Below are 20181 nucleotides of genomic sequence, written 5' to 3' on the forward strand. Positions count from 1 at the left end.
GTTATTAGTTATTAGTTATTAGTTATTAGTTATTAGTTATTAGTTATTAGTTATTAGTTATTAGTTATTAGTTATTAAAGCGCAAAAAAGCCATAACGTGGTTATGGCTTTTGCTTTATTTTAAATTTGAATATGACGTTAATTAAAACGCGTAACTAACACTTACATTAAATGAACGCCCCTGCCCTGCAAGTTGTTCAAACCCGCTGCTACTACCTTGCTTAAGTGCCGCAATACTTACACCACCTAGTGGGAGTTGGTAATACTCATCAAACACATTACTCACTTCTGCGCTTAGCGTTAATGCATCCCATGTGGCTTTAGAGCTTAAATTAACCAAGCTGTAGCTGTCTGTTTGGTTTTCAAAACGATTATTATCTACACGGCTTTTAGTATCTACCCACTGCCAAGATAATGCATTTTCAAATCGACCTAGTTGCTGGCTAATACCTAGCTGGGTTTGCAGTGGTTTAATTTGATAAAGCGGCTGGTTAGTATCGTCGCGCTTGCCTCTAGTGTTAGTAACATTGGCGCGTAACTGCCAGTTACCTAAATCCTTAGATTCATAAATGTTGGCTGTTAAATCTATTTTTGCACCATACAAAATGGCATCTACATTAGTGAACTGAAAAATGTTACGCGCCGTGTTGTCCAAGTCATAACTATTGAAGCTTCTTACAATATCAGCATCAATATAGTCGCTCACATCGGTATACCACACATTGGTACTTAATCGCCAACGGTCATCTTTAGCCGATTTAATATAAGTAGCACTTATTGTATGCGCAGTTTCAACGTCTAAATCAGGGTTACCAATATAGCCATTACCATCGCCATACCAACCAATCATGGTGGTTGCCATGGTACTTACACCCCAACTGTATCGCTCGTATAAATTAGGCGCGCGGTTTTTACGGGCAAGACCAAATTGCAGCTCATCATAATTTGTTATTTGGTAGTTAATTAATAAGTTAGCATCAACTATGGTGTCGGTTTTATCTCTGTCTCCAGCATTAAATGTCTTAGCTGCAACAGCATTATTTATAGAAGTATCCATAACCATACCGCCCATGCTCATCATACTCATACCATCGTTGTATGATTGAACCTCTCCAACGTGGGTATTAATACTTTCAATACGTATACCTGCGTTTAACCATAACTTTGTATTTACTTGGCTCTCAAATTCTGCAAATGCCGCTATCCGCTCTCGTTTACCGTTGTTTATATTTACGTAATCGTTGGGGCCCATCATGGTTGAGCCTTCAATACCTGGCCACCAATCATCAATGCTGTAATTGTAATATTCTTGGCCGAGTAAAATACTGCTGTTTTTATCTAGCGCAATACGCCATTTTAACTGCGTACTTATATCTTGTGCATCAGTTTTCATTGGCATCATGCCTGTTTTTTCTTCACTGAAAAAACCCATTTCGTGCTTTACGCTATGCCAGTTGACTTGCCCTTCAAGCTCGCTGTTTTCAAAGGAGCGCTTGTATTGAGCTATTGCACCGTAACTGGTGTTATCGGTCATATCCATATACTGATTTGCAAATCCCTGATACGGGATTTTTTGATGGGTTAGCTTTATAACTAATTGCTGTTTATCATCGCGTATAGCTGCGGTTAAACTGTGATTTTGTGCTCGGTACAATGTATCAAGTACTACGTCGCCGTTACCGTCTTCATAGCTATCTGCGTCACTAAACGAACCTTGATAATTAAGGCTAAACGTATCACTTGCTAAACGTGCACCCACGCCAAGTTTACGTCCGTTATCAACGCTACTGTACTTTGCTGACACATAACCTGAGTGCCAACCTAATTCATTGCTATCGCTATACTGTGGTGAAATAGAATTAACGCTTATTACACCGGCAATATTATCGCCGCCCGCGCTTACAGGCGATACGCCTGCTACCACATTGTAAGACGTAATTTGATTAGCCGAGATATACGAAAGTGGCGGGTTCATATGATTAGCACATGCAGCGGTAACATCTGCGCCATCAATCAACACTTTAACTCTGTCGCCCATTAAACCATTTAAAACAGGGAGGTTAGATACGCCGCCCGCTGCTGAAAAATCGACACCTAAATCACTTAATAATGATTCTGACGAGCCCAGTGCTAAATGCTTATTTTGAGCATGTCCGTGTACTTCAATAACTTCTAAAGACGTATCGTCGGCAAATGCAAAAGGTGATAAGACACCACTAATAAAAAGTGCGACAGGGGTAAGTAAGTAAATTTTTTGAGTTTTGCTTTTATAAACCATTTTTAATTTATGCCACTGTAATAATTAGCGTAATTATAGTGTGAACTGCAAAAGCAAAAGCGCGACATATTGTCGCACTTTATCAATTTAGAATGTTGTTAGGTGTGTTTAATCTAAAAGGTCATATAATAAATTAAGTATTTAACTTTGCTACAGTTTGAGAAACAATATCTGCTCCGCGCTCAATCTCTTTAATAACTTCTGACACATTAGCAATAAGCTCTCGCCCTTGCTCTGAAGAGTCTGAAACTGACGTTATTTGCTTTGATATATCGTTGGTTAACTCTTGGTTATTTTTAACAACCGTTGCTATTTCATTAGTTGAACTACTCGTACTAGCTGCCAGCTGCCTTACTTCATCAGCTACTACGGCAAAACCTCGGCCATAGTCACCAGCACGCGCTGCTTCTATTGCGGCATTAAGTGCCAGTAAATTAGTTTGATCGGCAATGCTGCTAATTGTAGAAACAATGGAACCTATTACAGCGGATTGTTCATTAAGGTTTTTAATTAAATCTACCGATTTAAGTACTTGGCTTACAATCGCGTCGGAGTTTGAGACAGAGCTTTGTAATATTTCAGAGCCTTTTTTAGCAGTTTGCGCAGTAGATACCGCCGATTCATATGCTATTGCAGCAGCTTCAGTTACAGCACTATTATTTTTAATACGGGCAGTGATATTCGACGCAAACTTAATTATTTTAATTACATTACCTTTGCTATCTAAAATTGGGTTATAAGTTGCTTCTAACCAAATTTCTGAACCATCGGCGGCAATACGTTTAAACTTCCCTGACTTAAATTGCCCCTGCGCTAACTCACTCCAAAAAAGTGGATTTTTCTCATAAAATACTTCCGTACAAAACATTTTATGATGCTTACCTACGATATCTTTTAAGCTATATCCGATTGTCGTTAAAAAGTTTTGATTTGCGCTTAAAATATTACCCTCTGGGGTAAACTCTATGGTGGCTAAAGCTTTGTCGAGTGCATTTGCAATAGCTTCTTGCGCTTTTCTTTGTATGTAACTAGTCGTAATATCAGAGGCTATTTTAATAACTTTGGTAACTACGCCGCGCTCTTCTACCGGGAAGTAAGTTGCTTCAAGCCAAAGTTTATCGCCATTGGCTTTATATCTTAGAAACGCTCCTGCTTTAGAGTCACCAGCCTTTAATTCTTGCCAAAACTTACTGTATTCGTGTGAGCTGGCATACTCACTTTCGCAAAACATACGATGATGCTTACCTATTATTTTCTCTTTACTGTAACCAATGGTTTTTAAAAACAATTGGTTTGCGTCTAATATTATTCCTTCAGGTGTAAATTCTATATAAGCTACATGCTTATTAATTGCAGATAATACAGACTGCTTTTGAATTAATTGAAGCTCCATTTCTTCAATTTTTGCGTTTCTTTTAGAAATACCAAACATATAAAAACCTTAAGGAGTAAATTAGTACAAACATTAGCAAATCAATGTGATATCAATATGTAACTATACTGTAAATATAAGCTTTAAATAGCCTTTCTGCTAATATTTAATACCTTATAGGCACCTGCTTTATAAATAGTTTTTTTATTTTATAAATATTAAGTAGTGTTTTCTTCTAATTAACATTTTAAAAACCTAACAAAACCACTAATTTATGCATGACTCTGTACTTTTTTTAACTTAAAATAACGCTCTCACAGACTACCCTCTCACACCAAAATTTAAGCATACATATAATATTTTCTATTCAGAATTTATTGTGCAGTTTCATTTTTAAATTAAACCTAAGGGATCATCTATGACATCAGATGTAACGTCGGCATCTAGTCAACTTAACAGAACTGCTATTTTACTCGTATTAGCGCTTGGCACATTTATTTTAGGATTATCTGAATTTTCGATGATGCCTATGCTGCCATTAATTAGCGAAACATTTGGCTCAACGCCATCACAAAGTGGTTATGCAATTAGTGCTTATGCCATTGGTGTTGTAGTGGGGGCGCCTATTTTAATGCTAACAACTGCTAATATGAGAAAGCGCAAAGCATTGCTCATTTTTATAAGCTTAATGTTTGTCTCAAATGGGCTCAGTGCAATGGCAACCTCGCTTGAGCAGTTGGTTATATTTAGATTTTTAAGTGGCTTACCTCATGGTGCATATTTTGGCGCGGCTATTTTATTAGCATCTGATATTGCCCCAAAAGGTAAACGTGCTAGCTTTATGTCAAAGGTGTTTATGGGTTTAACTGTGGCTACTATTGTTGGTGTGCCTGTTGTAACACTTGTGGGTCAAAACCTTAGTTGGCGGTATTGTTTAGCCGGCGCTGCAGTGCTTGCATTTATTGCTTTTATTTTTGTTTATAAAGTGGTGCCTAATATTGATAACGCTAAGCCTTCTAACTTACTAAACGAGTTTGGCGTCCTTAAAAACAAACTGGTTTGGTCTATTTTGGGTATTGTAATTATTGGCTTTGGCGGGGTGTTTTGTATTTATACTTACATTGCCGACACCATATTAGTGGTAACAAAAACAGCCCCATACACTATTTCTATCGCAATGGTAATGTTTGGTATTGGTTGTACGCTCGGTAACTATGTACTGGGTAAAGCTGCCGATAAATCAGCAATTAAAACGACTGGCCTTGCTCTTGTATGTACCATTGTATTTGCCTTCGCTTATGTAACGGCAAGCCATAATATTTGGGCTCTTTACGCGGTGATCTTCTTTATTGGTTGCAGTGTGGGCTTAGCTACGCTGATTCAAACGCTTTTAATGGACGTTGCACCCGAAGGCCACGCTATGATTGGTGCCTTAGTACAGTGCGCATTTAATACTGCCAATGCTATAGGCCCTTGGGTCGGCGGAATTGCAATAGCACAGGGTGCTGCACCTAATCAAACAGGTTACGTAGCAGCTGCATTATTTTTAGGTGGTTTGGGTATGTGGCTACTAAGTTACTTACAACTAAATAAACAGCAACCAACAGCGCAAGCCACTAATTAACCTGAGTTCAGATTACTTTGAAATACAAAAAGAGCCGCTAATTAGCGGCTCTCTTTATATTTTCGCTACAACTAAGCGTTTAACGATGCCATATCAATAACAAAACGGTATCGTACGTCAGACTTTTCCATACGCTCGTATGCAGTGTTAATTTCGTCAATGTTGATCATTTCGCACTCAGGTAGCACGTTGTTTTCACCACAAAAGTCGAGCATTTGTTGTGTTTCTGCAATACCACCAATAAGTGAGCCTGCAATACGGCGGCGACCCATTAATAATGGTACCGTGCTTAGCTCATCTACAGGACCAACTTGGCCAACAATAACTAAAGTACCATCTACATCAAGTAGCGGTGTGTATATAGATAAATCATGCTTCACAGGTACGGTATCTATAATGACATCAAAGGCAGATTGCGATTCTTTCATTTCGTCATCATTAGATGACACTAAGTAGTGCTGAGCACCTAATTTAACCGCATCCTCTTTTTTAGACTCACTACGGCCAATTACCGTAACGCTTGCGCCCATTGCAACTGCATTTTTAACGGCCATATGACCAAGTCCGCCTAGACCAACAACACCAACACGGCTACCTTTTTTTACGCCCCATTTATGAAGTGGCGAGTAAGTAGTAATACCAGCACAAAGTAGCGGTGCTACGCGAGAAAGGTCTAAATTTTTTGGCACAGAAAGTACGAATTCTTCGCGTACAACAACATGTTTAGAATACCCACCTTGGGTCATTTCACCTGTAATACGGTCTTTACCTGCGTAAGTACCAATCATGCCTTCGCGACAAAATTGCTCTTCGTCATTATCGCATTGGTCGCAGCTTTGGCACGAATCAACCATACAACCAACAGCAACCGTGTCGCCTTGCTTATACTTTTTAACGTCGCTACCTACCGACATAACTTTACCGACAATTTCATGCCCAGGTACCAACGGGTAGTCACTGCCACCCCAATCATTTCGTACGGCGTGTAAATCTGAATGGCACACACCACAGTATAAAATTTCAATTTCTACATCGTTATTTCGTAAATCGCGGCGCTCAAAAGAAAACTCTGTTAATTCAGAACCTTGGCTTTTTGCTGCATATCCTACTGTTTTCATAATAACTCCATAGTGGTTAAAAATTTAAATCATCAACAGCATAGTGCATAGCCCGTGAATAGAACCTGACAATATAAAATAGGCACAAAAAAAGCCCAACAATGTTGGGCTTTAGTACACTAATAACCTAATACAGGTTAAGTCGTTTTATTTTTCAAGTAAGGTATTTAGTTCATTAATAATTGAATGAATGCGCTCTGCATTTTTTCCTAAATCACTGCGCCCTACACGCGACTTACTACGAATATCAACAAAACATTGGCTGCCTTCATCTTTAATACGAATGACCACATCGTCTTTAAAACCAAACCATGTTGTTGTATCAGTAGCCTCTACAATACCTGTAGCCGTATTTGCACTTACTACAGCAAAACCAAGGTTTTTAACTGCTTGTTCGCTTGCTGTCATTAAATCGGCTTTTGATTGTGCAAAGCTTAACGTTGCCAGTTCAGGGTATGCTTTGCGTTGCTGCACTGCTATTTCTTCACCCGCGTATTCTACTGGGTTAGATGCATTTGCACGTAGTGGCGCAATTGCTACAAATTTTGGTGGGTTAACTAAATCAGTTGAAATGTCATGAATTGCCGGTACGCCTTCAGCCTTGTTCATCATATTAAGTGGCATAGCAATAGCCACAACCGAAAACACAAGTGCAATAACACCACTACTTAGCGTTAATGTTTTACGCATAAATAACACTTGTACTATAAGTAATACCAAAGCAGCGCCACCAGCGTAAACGCCATATTTAAAACCCGTAAACGCAACGCCTAATTCTACAATACCAAACTTATACAAAGGCCCTGGCAGTAGTACGAGTAAAAAAGCGATTAAACTAACTAAGCTCACTAAAACTTTCATTTTACAATTCCTTTATTGTGTGTGATTTTTATTATTGAAACAGATAAGCACTATTAACCAGTAGCTTATACTACTAACAAGCGCTTTTAGATTACTATTAGCGACTAATTACACAAAAAAGTCCAATGTTGTGTAATCAAAGTTACTTAAATTAGGAAAAATATCAGCAAGCTCAGAGCTTGGCACACCAAACCACTGGGCTAATGTGGCAAAGTACTGCTCATTAGCAACACTAGGAATTAAACGCCCGCCACCGGTATCTTGTGGCCCATCCAAATGTTGCGTTAGTAGCTCGCCATATATATTGCCACCTTTTACTGCGCCGCCCATTACTATTTGGTTTCCTGCCCAACCATGGTCAGTACCATCGCCATTTGAGGTCAACGTGCGACCAAAATCAGACATAGTAAACGCAGTCACTTTATCAGCCATATCAAGCTCTTTCATAGCGCTATCAAATTCACTTAATCCTTGAGCTAACGTATTTAATAAAGCAGGGTGCGTTGTTAATTGGTTGTCGTGCGTATCATACCCCCCCATAGAAACAAAAAACACTTGGCGCTGAGTACTCAATTTTGCCTGTACGCTAATTGTTTTCGCGACTGCTGCGAATTGCTCACTAAGGCTATTATCGCTAAATGGGGTAATAAATGCAGGCGCGCTTTCCAAGGCGCTGTTCATTGCTTGAGTGTTATTTATCGCACTTGTTAAACCATTAGCATAAGCAGTACTTAACGGATGCCCTGTATTACCTAGTAAGCGATTCATAATAGCGGTTACGTGCTCGCTTCGAGGTTGATACCCTCCAAACGCGTTGATATTACTAATGCCGCTTTTGTTAAGCGCAAATGCACTCGTTGTACTTCCCGTTTGCCATAGATTAGTACCGTCGAGTGATACATTAGCTGCAAACTCATCTTGTAACTCTAAACGTTCTAAAAGTCGTGCGCCCCAACCACTGTTAAGTGATTGTTTTTCTCTACCATACATCCACGCAGCCTGCTGATCGTTATGCGAAAACAAATGCTTAGGTAAGCCTACAGTTTTATTTTTATAGTCACTCAATGTCGTGGGAGCGAGTAAAGTACCTACCCCGCCTATAAATGCTAAATTTTGAGATTCAAATACACTTTGTATAGGTTCAAGTGAAGGGTGAATACCGACTCCACCGGCAAACTGGCTTTTAATACTTAACTCAAGTGGGCTCTCTACCGCTAGATTCTGCCTGCTTTGCTCGTAAACACTACGTTGCTCGCCTTCAAGCGGAACTAGCATATTTAACGAATCATTCCCTCCGTATAAATAAACACACACTAATGCTTTGTAATCACCTAGCTCAACAGCATTAGTCGCTCCAGTTAACGCTTGTAATTGCAGGCTTGTTAACGCGGCGGCCGATACGCTGCCTTTTACACATAACGACAAAAACTCTCTTCTATTAATGCTCATTATGCGCTCCTAATACTGCACGTTAAATTCAGGTGAAATAGCAATCATATATAATAAATACGAAACCCGTTCACGGTATTGCTCTTCATTAAAATAGGCATCTAAATCAAATAATGCTTGGCGAGTGTCACTGCTCATTGCGCCTGCAAAATATAGCGTGTTGTACTGAGTTAATAGCGCGCTAACACCGTTTTTCTCTAAAACATTCATGTCGTCTTGAACATAAACATAAATACCATTTGAATTTAAATCACTGTGCGCTTCTGCGGTACTCCACACTAAACTTGCGTAAAGCGCGTTCATGGTGCCAATCAGTGTTGCATCGTTTGCTATTTGTAATTCTGGCGCAACAATACCTTCATTTCGTAAAGCTGCGGTTTGATAATCAGGCCTAAAAAAGTTAAATACCGAAGCCGACTGCATGGGCCCTTGCCCGTAGCTATTTATTAAATTCCATGTTTTATAATAACCCGCTGGCGATTTAGCATCGAGGTTTCGCCAAAACTGTACAGTCTTTAAAATAGGCTCTTTAATTTTACCTTGGTAATTAAGCACTGAGCCAAAATGCCGCGCTTCATCATCTAAATAAATAGCCTTTACTACCGCCGCTAAATCGCCGCGTACACCAGCACCGTTATCAATAAATACATTAGCTACTCGCTCAACGTATTGAGGTGTTGGATTTGACGTAATTAATCGCTGAATAAGCTGTTTGCTAATAAACGGCGCAACATTTTGATGGTTAAATAAGTTATCAAGCGCTATATGCAATGACTCTTCTGCTGCATAACCTTGTGGTATAACCTCGCCATTTAGTAAGTTTTTTTGTTTACTAGAGTGGTACTCGTCAAACGCTTCCATTGGCTTAATATAATCACGACTTTTACGCTTAAATGTTTCACTATCGGCAAACGTCCAACCTGTAAATACGCGTGCAAAACCCTCTATTTCGTCCTGCCCGTAAGTGGCAATAGTATTACCTTGGGCATCAACCTTGGCGCTACCATCTAGGTTTAGCACTTCAAGGCCAATAGTAAATAATTGCATTACTTCACGTGCGTAATTTTCGTCTGGGCGAATATTAAGTGCATCGTCTGCTTTTTCGTTACCCAAATGGCTTAAGTAAGTTCCCATAATAGGCGAAAGCGTGACATCTTGGAGTAAGTCACGATAATTACCAAAAGCATGCTTTAGTAGCAAATCGTAATAAGTGATCATGCCCTCAGGTTGGCCTCTTAAGGCACTGTTTTCGTCCGACACTACTAATATTTCACTTAACGCAAATGCAACGCGTTGACGAAGTTGATCGTCACTTTGCATTGCTGCCTTCCACCATGCGTCTATGCGGCTTATGTATTTAAAGTCGTCATCGTCATTTAGCTTTACTAAATAATCACGGTGATAATTAATAGGTAGCGCTATTTGTTTATCAAGCCATTGCTGCTCGCTTAAACCTTGTGCGCTTTGTATTTCACTAAGCTTAGGCCCCATTGTTGCTTGGTGTAGTAATCGTGCGGCGCTAATGTCATCCATATTATTACGAGCAGTAAAGCTCAGCGTTTTTACACTGCTTGCCCCTTCGTTATCGGTTGCTGTGACCGAAAAAGCATAATCAACAGGCTTATAACTTTGCGCATTTAGCAGAGTTACTGAGGTAGTTGCGGCCTCTAGAGGCCCATTAATTAGTTGAGGCCCTTGCGTTTGTTGCCAGACAACCGAGGTAATAGTGCCGTCTTTATCACTGGCTGTTGCTGTTAGCTCAATTGTTTGGCCTTTACTTAATTCACTAGGAATATCAGCGACTGACAAAATGGGGATTTTATTTCCGTTAACGGTTGGCGTATCATCGGAGCCTGAACCACCGCAAGCGCTTAGTATAAAAACCGAGCTTGCGATCAGAGCAAATTTATAATGCATGTAAAGTCGTCATCATTTGTTAATTAAAGTACGCTAGTGTGTACCGAGTTTGATGCATTTATTGAAACACAAAATTTACAATTTAACTCTTTATTTTTTGTAACCGAATCATGAATGCCCCATTAATAATGCACCAGCTGCAGGGGTAAACAGCCAGAGCTTTATTATTTATGAAAACAGAAATTCGCTATTGTTTTGAATCTTCACAAGTTGCTAACCGATTTTTACACGAGCTCAAAGACTGGCCGGTTAACGATGTAAAAACACGACTTTTTAATGGCGGCGATAGTGTGAAAGTGACATACGAATACGACGAAAGTGGTTTTGACTACACCTCAGCAGAGCTCGACGACCTAGCAGAAAAGCATGGCGGTAAAGAAGTTTAAATTAAGTGATAACAATAACTAAAGGCAATCTAATGAAAAATAAAGTGTTAAGTTTATTTACAATAATATGTTTAGCTTTTAGCTTATTAAGCCATGCAGAACCGATTAAAACAAAACCTTTTAGTATTGGTGAAACCTTTACCTTTAAATCAACCACGCTTGAGCAGCAACGCACTATAAACGTTTACTTACCTAATAGTTATGAGCAATCAAGCGATAAGCATTACCCTGTTATTTACTTACTCGATGGCTCAAAAGATGAAGACTTTATTCATATTGCAGGGCTTGTACAATTTGCTTCTTTTCCGTGGATAAACCATATACCCGAAGCCATCGTTGTGGGTATAGCAAATATCGATCGTAAACACGATTTTACATCACCGAGTAATAATGCCCTCGATTTAAAAGACTTGCCAACGCACGGTGGCTCAAAAAAGTTCATTAGTTCTATAAACGACGAACTACGCCCACTGATCAATAAAACTTACCGTACCAACTCAACAAGCACTTTAATTGGTCAGTCGTTAGGTGGCCTATTAGCTACCGATATTTTGTTTAATCACCCTGCAATGTTTAATCATTACGTAATAATTAGCCCAAGCCTATGGTGGGCCGATAATGAATTACTAAATGGCCCTTTTGAGCCAACTACCTTTCCTCAATCGGTTTATATTGGTGTAGGTAAAGAAGGTGAGCTAATGGAAGGTTTAGCAAAGCAATTACATAAAAAAGTCACGCCTATTCTGAGTAGTAAAAGCCAAGTGCAATTTGGCTATTTTGAAAACCTAGATCACACTGAAACACTACATTTAGCGATATACGATGCTTTTAAAAAAATGAACTATCATCCCGAATAGTTAAGTATAAATAGTTAAATATAAATAATTTCATATAAAAACGCCAATAATGCACTGCATCATTGGCGTAAAATTATATTGTAACTAACAAAATAATTTTACTCTTCTACAGAAAATTCAACTTTTGATGGAGACGAACTCGCAAGATCCAGTACTTCGTAATAATTTAAACCATCTATTTTTTTGCCAATAATAAAGTAATTCATTTCCCCCATCATGGTCGGGTCGCCTATTATATCTTCTGCGCTTTGCACGTCAGAAAACTGAATTGCGATTAAAGCGCCTAAAAAACGCATGGAATCTTGAGGCTTTAATGCTTTTAAAACTTTATTAACTCCCACTTGAGTTGTCTCTGGTGTGGAGCCATCAAATCTAAAATCATTTTTTGTGCTAACGCATGCACTAAGCATTAATATTGATAATGCGATAAGTAAATGTTTCATATATATCCTTATTTTTTTTATTAGTTATTCGTTTATTCGTGATACTTGCGGATCATCGCCATTTTGCGGATGAATACCTTTTACATAGTTTTTATAACGAATAGCAAAGCCTGTATCGTTAAACACAAATGTATGAAGCAGTGTGCTTTCAAACAATGTGTGCGCACCTAAGTAAAAACTCATACCTTTGCGCATCTGCTTTTTACCATCTGGAGTACGTGAGTCATCCGGTTGATACGGAATATGTTGATTGCCAATATCATCGGTTAACAATGCAAGGTAAGCTTCAAGCTCTTTAGCACCTGCGTTAGGTGCTTGTGTTGCGGTCATGGCATGTAATAACTTTGTGCAAACAACTTTAGGTCTAACGTCTCATCGGCACGGGCTGAAAAGCTAAAAAATATAATTAATAGAAAGCTTAGCTTACACTTCATAACGATTACTTTTAAAAAAAGTATTTTTACTAAAACGACTAAATTTATTAATACATTAATTTTTTAGCGCAGCTTTTCTTGCAAGCTCTTTTATATCTTCATCGATATTGTCATCAAAAGACATTGAATAAATTCTCCAACCTTCTTTCACTTTAAAAAATTGAAATTCAAAACGAATAGGCTGCCTATCGTAGGTTACTAGGTAGGTTACATGAACAAAAAGCTCCCCAACTTTATAATCAGAAACCTTATTAATGAAATTAATTTCACCAACAAGATCATCAAGTGAGGATAGCTGTGTTTTTATCTGTTTTACCTGATCAGGTATCGACGACACATATTTATTACTTGCGTAAATGGAATCAACAGCATCGCTTATTTTTTCATCAGCGTACAATTCAAAAAATTTATCAACTTCTTCTTGGTAATTGTTAGCACTGACACCCGATGAGAGTAGAAGTAAAGCAGCAAATATTATTTTCATTTTTAACATTCCTTATTGTTTCTAATATAAAAACACACTATTTAAAGTAAATAAAGTTATAAAATACGGCAAATTACATTTTGCTCTTTACTCTATTTGTTGCAACGCTGTTGGCAGGGTCGTCCGGCCAAAAATGCTTAGGGTAGCGACCTTTCATTTCCTTTTGCACATCGCGGTAACTGCTAGCCCAAAAGTGCGCTAAATCTTGAGTAAGTTGCAGTGAGCGTTTACCCGGCGATAGCAACTCCATAAGTAGTGGCAGTTTACCGTTACCGAGCATAGGCGTACTGGTCAAGCCGTAAACTTCTTGCATACGTACGCTTAGCTTTGCGGGGCCATCAAGTTGGTATTCTATTTTTATATTTGAGCCACTGGGCACCGTTAAGCGCAGTGGTAACAGTGTTTTTAAAGCGGTTTGCTGTTGCCAATTAAAGCAGTTTTGTAATGCTTCAAAGTAGTTAAACTTTTTAAGCTGCGTGAGCGTTTTAATATCTTCTAAAAATACGCCTAGCCACTGCGCTGCATTTTGAATAAGTTGTTGCTCGTTTATTTGCGGAAATTTATCGGGCATTAAATTACTTGCTAAGCTCATACGTATCAGCAATTGCTGCGCATCAGGTTGCTCGTTAAATAATGCAAAACCATGTTTAGCAAATAAGTTAAGCCACGCTTTAGCACGCTCGCCCTTATCTAGTTTTTGTTTACTAGGCTGGCTAGTGAGCGTTATAGCACCAAGCTTTACTTCATCTTGATGAATAAAACGTGCTGATTTTTCATCAAACTCACAACGAGTAAGGTCACTAAATAAATGCGGTAAATAGTCTTGTAACTCAAATGGGTTAAGCGCGGTGGCGGCAAATATACGCCCACCTTTGTGCCCGCCCATAGTTGCAATGGCTAGGTAGTCGTCGTTGTGCCAGTAATCGGCATTTAATTCAGCCCCTGCACCATTGGCAAGTAGGTAACCATTACCGCGTTTTTTAGCAATACGATCAGGGTAAGCGAGTGCCACAAGCAAACTTATATAATGCGTATTTAATTCGCTGGTTTCGTCTTTTACTTTTAAGCGGCTTTGCCAATACTTTAACTGTTGTTTAAATACCGGATGCGGACGTTGCTGTTGGCTATGCAGCGCTAAACTCAACTCGTTTGCACTATTTACTCTACTCTCAAGTAATGCAACTAAATAAATAGCGAGCCTAAAAATACCAGGGAGTTGTTCATCAAGTATTTGTGCTTTTAATAGCATATGCGCCAAACGAATATCAGCGCCAAAACCTAACATTTTACTGCCAAGCGGTGTGAGCTTGCCTTTGCTATCAATAGCTTCAAGCATATTAAGTAAATTACTTGCTTGCTCGCTTTGTTGCTCAGTGGGCTTATCAAGTAGGGTTAACTCATCAATACTGGCTCCCCACTGCTTTGCCTCAAGCATAAGTTGGCTTATGTCTGATGTGAGTATTTCGGGATTGTCGTGGCTATTACGTCGCTCAAAGGTTTGCTTTGAGCCAAGCCTATATACAATACCCGGCTCTATTCGCCCCGCACGCCCAGCACGCTGCACAGCAGACGAGCGCGATATACTTTGTGTTGTGAGCTCAGTAACCCCTGTTTTTAAATTAAAGGTAGCTGCACGGCGCTTGCCGCAGTCAATTACAATGCGTATGCCTTCAATAGTTAAACTGGTTTCTGCTACATTGGTGGTAAGCACTACTTTGCGCATACCGTTTGGTGCAGGGGCAATAGCAGCTTGCTGATTAGCTTTATCTTGCTCGCCAAATAGCGTGGCAACTAGGCAGTTACTGGGTAAGTCGGTGAGTGCTTGTTGCACGCGTAGTATCTCAAATTGCCCAGGTAAAAATACCAATGCACTACCTGTTTGCTCATTAAGTGCTTGTTTTATTATGGTAGGAATTGCATCAAGCCAGCGGCTTTCATCTTTTATGGGTATGTATACTTCGTCTATTGGGTAGCTGCGACCATTTGATTGAATTACAGGGCAATCAAAAAATGCTGTGTAACGCTCAGTATCTAGCGTTGCCGACATAAGCATGATGGTTAAATCTTCGCGCAGCGCACTTTGGGTCTCTAAAGCAAAGGCAAGTGAAGTATCGGCTGCAATTGAGCGCTCATGGAATTCATCAAATATCAGTAAATCTATATCGCTTAATTCGGGGTCGTTTTGCAGCATGCGTGTGAGCATGCCTTCGGTGACTATTTCGAGGCGCGTATTAGCGCTTACTTTACTCTCGCCCCTAATCCGCAAGCCCACACTTCGCCCAACACTCTCGTTTTGGCACTTTGCTAGGTAACTGGCAATATTACGTGCAGCTAAACGACGAGGCTCTAGCATTACAATACGTTTAAAATACCCATCGCGCATAAGTTGCAGCGGCAACCACGTAGATTTACCCGCACCAGGCGGTGCTTGTAATAACGTAATAGGATTACGTTGTAATGTAGTAACGAGTTGTTGATATATGTCTTGAACCGGCAGCACAGCTATTTATCCTAAATTGCTTTGCAGGCATTGTAACAAAAAACCGCAGCGACACCGCGGTAGATGCTTATTAATAATTGCTATTAACTACCCGACACCATTCTAATTCGATCTGCAGGCACTCGTAATTGCTGCATTAAGTAAATTTTAAATGGTGCTTCGTAAGGTTGCTTATCAACCGCTTTTTGCATGCATAAAAGCCATGCATCACTTTGCTCAATTCCTACATGTAAATGTTTGTGCGCTTGAGGAATGTTAATACTGCCAAAATGTTCAGCGTATAATTTAGGACCACCTAACCAGCCCGACAAAAAATAAGCGAGCTTTTTTCGCGATGCCGATAAGTCTTTTGAATGCATACTCCTTATATTTTCAGCCTCTTTTAAAGCGTCCATATTATCGTAAAACGCATTCACCAATTGTGTAATACCTGCTAACTCACCTGCCATTTTGTATGAGCAGTCATCCACTCCGTATTCACACGTTTTTGTATTCATAACTCACTCAGGTTAACTACTTTATTTAATACCTACATATTAGCTTAAAACAAAAATTTAAGAATGAGTTACATCAAAGCGGCGTAACTTATGTCAGCAATAATTACAGGCTGCTATGTATATTTTTTAATAAATAGCGCAATATTAAAAACAAAATCGCTCAACATAAGAATATAACCAACTGATAATAAAGACAATAAAACCATTATTATTCCTTGGTACAAGGCTTGCTACTTTATAACTGACAGTTAATTCACTAACCTAAAGTAAGGATAAACTTATGAACAGCGATCGTATCGAAGGTAATTGGAAAGAACTTAAAGGTAAGGCTCAACAAAAATGGGGCGATCTTACCAACGACGATTTAGATAAAATTGAAGGTAGCCGTACAGAGCTAGTTGGTAAAATCCAGCAGCAATACGGTAAATCTAAAGAAGAAGCAGAGCGTGAAGTTGATGAGTTTGAAAAAGGTCGTTAAACCGCGTTAACCGCTTTTAAAAAAACCGCCATTTGGCGGTTTTTTTGTTTAAGCTGTAGGTTATTTAGCTACGCTTTTAATTGGTTACCAATCGGTAACTGCCTAATACGCTTTCCGCACGCTGCAAAAATAGCATTACATAATGCTGGCGCATAAACTGGTGTAGACGGCTCGCCTACACCTGCTGGTGGTGCATCACTTTGTACAATTTCAACGTCAATCTCAAGAGGTGAGTCGCTCATACGCGGTACGCGATAATCATGAAAATTACTTTGCTGTACGCGGCCTTTATCAAAGGTAATACCATCGCTGATTGCAGTTGTAATCCCGTAAATAGAGCCACCTTGGGTTTGGTTTTTAACGGTGTCGGTGTTTACAACCGTACCCGCATCAATGGCAACCCACGACTTAATTACTTTTAAATCGCCAGCATCCGACACTTCTACTTCAACTACCGTCGCTACGTAAGTTAAAAAGCTTCTGTGTGCTGCTATTCCTAAACCTCGACCTTTAGGAAGCTCTCGCCCCCATTTACTCATGTCAGCTACTTTTTCAATAACATGGCGCAGTCTGCCAATATCTAGAGGATAAACCGCTTTATCGCCACCGTAATTATCGTATGTAGCATTTTGCTCTGTTACATCAACAATACGACTTGGACCTATAGTGTCTAGTAAATAGTCTTTTTGGTCGCGACCGGCTTTGTGCGCTGCTTCACCAATAAATGACTGAATAGCAAAGGCATGAAAAATATTTGATACAGAACGCATCCAACCAATTCGTGCTTTAGCAGGCGCATCACCGTTTTCTAACTTCATGTTAGGTGTGTTAATAGGGTTATCGGTAAATCCTAAGCGCAGTTCAAAGCTTCCTGGCGTAGTCGCCCCTTCTGAAAAGGTAGAGGTGATCGGTGAAAACGCGGTGCGGTGTAAATAAGATTCTATAGCACCATTTTTATCTAGCGATGCTTCAATGTGCTGAGCCGAAACTGCATGGTAAAAACCATGTTGTATGTCGTCTTCACGCGTCCATTGCACACGAATAGGCTTGCCTACTTTCATTGAAAGGTAAGCCGCTTCTGCTGAAAAGTCAGGTTTTGACTTACGCCCAAAACCGCCTCCTAACATGGTAACGTGAACATTAATTTTGCTCTCATCCATGCCAAGCATTGCCGCCACTGTTTTCATATCGGCTTGTGGATTTTGCGTAGCAGCCCATATATCAACACTGTCTTTGTTGTACATAGCTGTTGCACAAGGCGGCTCCATTGGTGCTTGAGCAAGATGCGGTGCGTAATAATCAGCTACCAATTTATTGCTCGATTTAGCCAACACTCCCATGGCATCGCCTTTATCACGTATGTTTACCTGTGGAGTTTGTACTGTTTTTAGTAATGACTTTTTAAATTCTTCTGAATTGTAATCGCCATTTTTGCCATCATCCCACACTACTTTTAATGCTTTACGCCCTTGCCATGCAGCCCATGTGTTTTTAGCTATAATCGCAATACCGCCTTTTGGCTGAAACTGCGGCGCGCCTTTTGGTGCAGGTATTTCAATAACATCTATAACGCCGTTCAACGCTTTTGTAGCACTGGCATCAAATGACTTAACAACACCGCCTACTACCGGCGGGCGTTCAATTATAGCCACCAGCGCTTGTGGTTCGCGTACATCGGCTGCAAATATTGCTTTACCTGTTACTAAATCGGCTAAATCTATGTGCGCCATGCCGGTATTAATATAGCGCCATTCTTTGCGTGTTTTAAGTGTTAGTTTATCAGCTTCTGGTGGCGTTATTGTAAATGCTAAGTCGATTAAATCTTTATAAGTAAGTGATTTACCTGAGCTGTGAGTAACAACATGCTGTACTGCGGTACATGTTTCTGGTTTTACACCCCAATGCTTAGCGGCAGCGTGCTGCATCATGTAACGCACACTTGCGCCCATTTCACGCAGGCGCTGCATATTGTAGCGAATACTGCGCGAGCCATCGGTATTTTGATCGCCGTATTTAGGGTCGCCCTTACCCTGAATAACAATAACCTTATCCCACGCAGCTTCCATTTCATCGGCAACTATTTGTGCAATCGCGGTGCGAATTTGCTGACCCATTTCAGAGCGATGGCACGTTATTTCAACCATGCCGTCTGGGCGCAGTGCTATAAATAAGTTTGCGCGTTTTGCCAGTTCAGATGGCTGCTCTAACACACCCGCAAATGCACTTGGCGCACTGCCTACAAAATAAGTACCAAGTACCAACGCACCTATTGCACTGGTTTTTAAAAATTGACGGCGGTTTAAATCAAAATATTTATTATCTTGGCTCATACTTCTTCCCCTTGTTCATTTGGGTCAAAATACTGAACACTCGCCATTGTTTTAGCAGCCGACTTAATTGCTTTATGAATACGCGGGTATGTACCACAACGGCAAATATTACCCGACATATTACTTACTATTTCATCGTCGGTTGGGGTTGGGTTTGCTGCTAATAAACTCGCAGCTTGCATCATTTGACCACACTGACAAAAACCACATTGCGGCACTTTATGCTCAACCCATGCTTGTTGCACTGGGTGGTCGCCATCTTCGCTTAACCCTTCAATTGTAGTAATTGAAAGACCCGCTACTGCCGCTACAGGTAATATACACGAACGTTGAGCTACCCCATCAATATGCACGGTACACGCACCACACTGTGCCATGCCACAGCCAAATTTAGGGCCGGTTAAATTCAATTCGTCTCGGAGATACCATAATACTGGCGTTGACGGATCGCCAGAAAACTCATGTTTATTACCATTTATGGTAAGCGTGATCATACAAAACTCCTTGGCAAAGCGCTTTACAGGAGGGTTCCTTGTGGCGCGAGAACTATTTTTAATTACTTACTATTTTATACTTACTACTTTTAGCCTACCACTTAGATGTATTTTATTAAAATATTAATTATTAGAACGTTTAAATTTTCACCTTATTGAATAAAAACAAAAAATCGAGTACTACCTAAAACGGAGCATGAAATAGCTCTATCTAAACACGTTATTACATTAAAGTGCTCAAACTCATGCCAGTAATAATTGCAGCCTGTTATGTATATTTTTTAATAAAAGCTCAGCCTCCAAATTAGCCCACACAACCTAAATTACGCAACTCTATAATATTTATTAAATTAGTGAATAAATGACTTTTTGGTACAAGGCTTGCTACTTTATATATGTAGGTTTATTTCAACCTAAAAAATCAAATAATTAGGAGTCACTCATGAGCAGCGATCGTATCGAAGGTAATTTAAAAGAGCTTAAAGATAGAGCCCTGAAAAAATGGGACAAACTAACATGCGATGATTTAGACGAAGTAAAAGATAACCGCAAAGAACTTGTTGCCAAAATTCAGCAAAGGTACGATAAAACGAAGCTAGAAGCAGAAACCGAAGTAAATGATTTTGAAAAAGGTCATTAGTTAAATGTATTTTACATTT

The 20181-nt window shown here is 39.7% G+C and carries 18 protein-coding genes; 5 read left to right on the forward strand and 13 right to left on the reverse strand.

Going from position 1 to position 20181, the window contains the following annotated elements:
- Positions 1-142: 142 nt before the first annotated feature.
- On the reverse strand, positions 143-2278 hold the full coding sequence (locus WNY79_RS19115; RefSeq protein ID WP_342876635.1) for a TonB-dependent receptor: 2136 nt from the start codon (positions 2276-2278) through the stop codon (positions 143-145).
- Positions 2279-2411: 133 nt separating this feature from the next.
- Positions 2412-3710, reverse strand: coding sequence for a PAS domain-containing methyl-accepting chemotaxis protein (locus tag WNY79_RS19120; protein WP_342876636.1), 1299 nt, complete (start codon positions 3708-3710; stop codon positions 2412-2414).
- Between the two features lie 358 nt (positions 3711-4068).
- Between WNY79_RS19120 and WNY79_RS19125 the strand changes: the two genes are divergently transcribed.
- Complete coding sequence (locus WNY79_RS19125) at positions 4069-5274, forward strand: MFS transporter (protein WP_007581242.1); 1206 nt, start codon at positions 4069-4071, stop codon at positions 5272-5274.
- Positions 5275-5345: 71 nt separating this feature from the next.
- Here WNY79_RS19125 and WNY79_RS19130 read toward each other — a convergent pair whose 3' ends face one another.
- The 4 genes from WNY79_RS19130 to WNY79_RS19145 form a co-directional block, all read right to left on the reverse strand.
- Positions 5346-6392, reverse strand: coding sequence for an NAD(P)-dependent alcohol dehydrogenase (locus tag WNY79_RS19130; protein WP_342876637.1), 1047 nt, complete (start codon positions 6390-6392; stop codon positions 5346-5348).
- A gap of 147 nt (positions 6393-6539) precedes the next feature.
- A complete protein-coding gene (locus tag WNY79_RS19135) occupies positions 6540-7253 on the reverse strand; it encodes a DUF1499 domain-containing protein (RefSeq protein WP_342876638.1) in 714 nt (237 codons plus the stop codon).
- Positions 7254-7361: 108 nt separating this feature from the next.
- Positions 7362-8702 (reverse strand): DUF1501 domain-containing protein, encoded by a 1341-nt coding sequence (locus WNY79_RS19140; RefSeq protein WP_342876639.1) that lies wholly within the window; start codon positions 8700-8702, stop codon positions 7362-7364.
- A gap of 9 nt (positions 8703-8711) precedes the next feature.
- On the reverse strand, positions 8712-10619 hold the full coding sequence (locus tag WNY79_RS19145) for a DUF1800 family protein (protein ID WP_342876640.1): 1908 nt from the start codon (positions 10617-10619) through the stop codon (positions 8712-8714).
- A gap of 170 nt (positions 10620-10789) precedes the next feature.
- Here WNY79_RS19145 and WNY79_RS19150 point away from each other — a divergent pair, with 170 nt between their 5' ends.
- Both WNY79_RS19150 and WNY79_RS19155 read left to right on the forward strand, forming a co-directional pair.
- Entirely contained in the window at positions 10790-11005 is a 216-nt protein-coding gene (locus tag WNY79_RS19150) for a hypothetical protein (RefSeq protein WP_010555169.1), read from the forward strand.
- Between the two features lie 32 nt (positions 11006-11037).
- The gene (locus tag WNY79_RS19155) at positions 11038-11862 is read left to right on the forward strand and encodes an alpha/beta hydrolase-fold protein (protein ID WP_342876641.1); all 825 of its coding nucleotides are present in this window, start codon (positions 11038-11040) and stop codon (positions 11860-11862) included.
- 98 nt (positions 11863-11960) lie between these two features.
- On the opposite strand, the gene WNY79_RS19160 is transcribed toward WNY79_RS19155, so the two are convergent.
- The 5 genes from WNY79_RS19160 to WNY79_RS19180 all read right to left on the reverse strand — a co-directional run bounded on the left by WNY79_RS19160 (position 11961) and on the right by WNY79_RS19180 (position 16220).
- Positions 11961-12305, reverse strand: a complete 345-nt coding sequence (locus WNY79_RS19160; protein ID WP_076925131.1) for a hypothetical protein — start codon at positions 12303-12305, stop codon at positions 11961-11963.
- Positions 12306-12329: 24 nt separating this feature from the next.
- Positions 12330-12635: a hypothetical protein gene (locus WNY79_RS19165; protein ID WP_342876642.1), complete on the reverse strand. Its 306-nt coding sequence runs from the start codon at positions 12633-12635 to the stop codon at positions 12330-12332.
- Positions 12636-12794: 159 nt separating this feature from the next.
- The gene (locus tag WNY79_RS19170) at positions 12795-13223 is read right to left on the reverse strand and encodes a hypothetical protein (RefSeq protein WP_342876643.1); all 429 of its coding nucleotides are present in this window, start codon (positions 13221-13223) and stop codon (positions 12795-12797) included.
- A gap of 73 nt (positions 13224-13296) precedes the next feature.
- Complete coding sequence (gene hrpB, locus WNY79_RS19175; RefSeq protein WP_342876644.1) at positions 13297-15723, reverse strand: ATP-dependent helicase HrpB; 2427 nt, start codon at positions 15721-15723, stop codon at positions 13297-13299.
- Positions 15724-15806: 83 nt separating this feature from the next.
- Entirely contained in the window at positions 15807-16220 is a 414-nt protein-coding gene (locus tag WNY79_RS19180; protein WP_342876645.1) for a group II truncated hemoglobin, read from the reverse strand.
- 280 nt (positions 16221-16500) lie between these two features.
- Here WNY79_RS19180 and WNY79_RS19185 point away from each other — a divergent pair, with 280 nt between their 5' ends.
- Positions 16501-16698, forward strand: coding sequence for a CsbD family protein (locus WNY79_RS19185; RefSeq protein WP_007581220.1), 198 nt, complete (start codon positions 16501-16503; stop codon positions 16696-16698).
- A 68-nt stretch (positions 16699-16766) separates the two neighbouring features.
- Here the strand turns inward: WNY79_RS19185 and WNY79_RS19190 are convergent, their stop codons facing one another.
- Positions 16767-19028, reverse strand: coding sequence for a molybdopterin cofactor-binding domain-containing protein (locus WNY79_RS19190; RefSeq protein WP_342876646.1), 2262 nt, complete (start codon positions 19026-19028; stop codon positions 16767-16769).
- Positions 19025-19522 carry a (2Fe-2S)-binding protein gene (locus WNY79_RS19195; protein WP_166113205.1) on the reverse strand — a complete coding sequence of 166 codons (498 nt, stop codon included), beginning with the start codon at positions 19520-19522 and terminating at the stop codon, positions 19025-19027. Before WNY79_RS19195 ends, WNY79_RS19190 begins: the two co-directional genes overlap by 4 nt.
- A gap of 442 nt (positions 19523-19964) precedes the next feature.
- On the opposite strand from WNY79_RS19195, the gene WNY79_RS19200 reads away from it, so the two are divergent.
- Positions 19965-20162, forward strand: coding sequence for a CsbD family protein (locus WNY79_RS19200; protein WP_342876647.1), 198 nt, complete (start codon positions 19965-19967; stop codon positions 20160-20162).
- Positions 20163-20181: the final 19 nt, after the last annotated feature.

This window comes from Pseudoalteromonas sp. AS84 (genome assembly GCF_038900255.1).
GTDB lineage: Bacteria > Pseudomonadota > Gammaproteobacteria > Enterobacterales > Alteromonadaceae > Pseudoalteromonas.